The 2,528-nt window shown below is 52.4% G+C and carries 1 protein-coding gene; it reads right to left on the reverse strand.

Going from position 1 to position 2,528, the window contains the following annotated elements; genetic code table 11:
- Nucleotides 1-2,528, reverse strand: a 2,528-nt coding sequence (locus KDK13_RS01560; protein WP_257283011.1) for a hypothetical protein, incomplete at both ends; no start/stop codon positions are given.

Below are 2,528 nucleotides of genomic sequence, written 5' to 3' on the forward strand. Positions count from 1 at the left end.
TAAACTGCCTGGCTTTATTCAGGGTAAGCAGGGAGCGCATCAGCAAGCCATAAATACGCTCCCCGGTGTTTTGGGGACTGTTAAAAAGAATGGTTCGAGGCAAGTCAAACACCGTACCTTTTTGCAATTGCTCCGTCAGTGGATCAAGGTTTGTAGCGAGGTATTCCAGCGTATCGTTCAGTAACCTGGTTTCTTCATCAAACGACAGGCACCACACCGGACCCGCAACGCCAGGAACGTCAGCGGCCAATGGTCCAGCATTGCCATGAGTTACTCTGTGATCAACACTGACTTGAAGCGCCATGGCTTTGGTACCCAAATCTCCATCCTTAAGCTGAATATTGAAAGCGTTTGGCAGTTTAATCGCCTGACTTCCCGGGACTGGCCAGATGATGATGTTCCTGGGGATCTCTGCATCCCCGTCGCTGTTCAGTCCCTGCAGCTTTTTAAAGAGTGTTCTGGCAGAATCTTCTGTCGTGCAGATAATATCAATATCATTAAATGATGAGCAGAGGTTCTGTAAAAAGCGCGCGTATGAACCGGTAATCAGAATGGGGGGATTGCGATAAGAACCATTGATTTCCTGAATAATCCCCAATGTTTTTAACGTCAGCCCATTTACCCGCGAAACCTGGTTGTCAGGGAAGCCCTGACTGCCTGTTTCAGACTCTTGCTTCAGGGGTTGAGCTGTACTGGCGGACTCTGCCCATGCTGTTCTTTGGCCGGAGTTCTCCGTGTCGGGGATCACATCGGGAAGGGGATATCGATGATCATGTCTAACGGGATTTTGTCGCTTGAACAGTAACTCATCCATTAGATTGGCTTCGCAACTGCGTTGTTCAAACCAGCAGCCTAAAGCATGGTGAAGCTTGCTGCCTTCGGGAAAATTTTGCAGGCATCTCAAAACCTGATTCTTATTGATGGGTCGTCCATGCACAGGCAGGCTCGTTATATAGCAGTGTGCCAGGAAGAAGAAGTGTATGCGTGAATTCAGGAATGACTGCCTGAGCAGCTTGATTGAGCACAATACCTGTTCTGCTGACACTCCCTGATGATCAATGGTCAATTCATTCCGCATGGCCAGGAACTGCACTACACATCGCAGTCGAGGATGTTCATCCTTGAGCGATACGCTGTTCAGGATTTGCCAGGCCTTTTGAATGATATCCTGAGCTTCGCTGGTTTCGTCGTATCGCTGAGGCTGTTGCAATTTTTGTATCAGGTATTCAGCTTGTCTGGCAGTGTGATCCCCGGGTACTTCATTAAACGCCTCCAATACGTCCTGGTTATCCAGATAGTTGCCATTCAATTCTCTGCCATTCAATGCCAGTTGTGTACAGAAAATAGCGTTTTCGAGCAGCCAGCCACCACGCTTATAACCCTCGACTACCGATTCCGGGGTGACCAGATGGCCATGTAATTGCCGCCCCTTCAGGCAACATTCCGCCTTGAAGCGCAGTACCCCCAACTTGCCTTCCGGACTGTCCGGATAACCCTTGACCACGGTCTCCGGTGTAACCAGCTGGCCATCCAGCGTCAGCCCCCTGAGGCAACATTTCGATTTGAACAGCGCGGTTCCCAATTTGCCTTCTGGACTATCCGGAAAACTCTTTACCACCACATCCGGTGTGACCAGCTGGCCATTCAATGTCAGGCCCCTGAGGCAACATTTTGTTTTGAACAGCGCGATTCCCAATTTGCCTTCCGGACTATCCGGGAAACTCTTAACCACTGAATCCGGCGTGACCAGATGGCTATTCAAAGCCAGGCCCCTGAGGCAACATTCTGCCCGGAAACGCGCCTGCTCCAGAGTTGCCTTGGCTATCTGATAATCCCTGACCACGGAATCCTGTGTGACTTGCCGACCATGCAAAGGCAGGCCTCTCAGGCAACATTCCGCTTTGAAGCGTGCCAGCTCCAGGGTCGCCTTGATGGCCTGATAATCCCTGACCACCACCTCCGTGGTGATCTGCTGGTCATTCAATGGCAGGCCTCTCAGGCAACATTCCGCTTTGAAGCGTGCCAGCTCCAGAACTGCCCTGGCTGACTGGTAATCCTTGACCACCGCATCCGGCGTGACTGGCTGACCATTTAACGGCAGGCTCCTCAGGCAGCATTGTTCTTTGAAGCGCGCCAGCTCCAGGGGTGCCCTGGCTGCCTGGTAATCCTTAACCACCGTATCTGGTGTAACCTTGCCGCCATTCAAGGGTACGCCTCTCAGGCAACATTCCGCTTTGAAGCGTGCCAGCTCCAGGGGTGCCCTGGCTGACTGGTAATCCCTGACCACCTCATCCGGTGTGAGCAGCAGGTCATTCAACGCCAGGCCCCTCAGGCAACAATCCGCTTTGAAGCGCGCTACCGCCAGTTTGCCCTCCGGACTGGCCGGGAAACCCTTTATTACCATATCCGGTGTGACCAGCTGACCATTCAATGACAGGCCCTTCAGGCAGCATTGTTCCGTAAAACGTGCCAGCTCCTGTGTTGCCCTGGCTGCCTGGTAATCCCTGACCACCGCATCCGGTGAAACC

Origin of the sequence: Endozoicomonas sp. SESOKO1 (genome assembly GCF_024606265.1) — a bacterium.
Lineage (GTDB): Bacteria > Pseudomonadota > Gammaproteobacteria > Pseudomonadales > Endozoicomonadaceae > Endozoicomonas.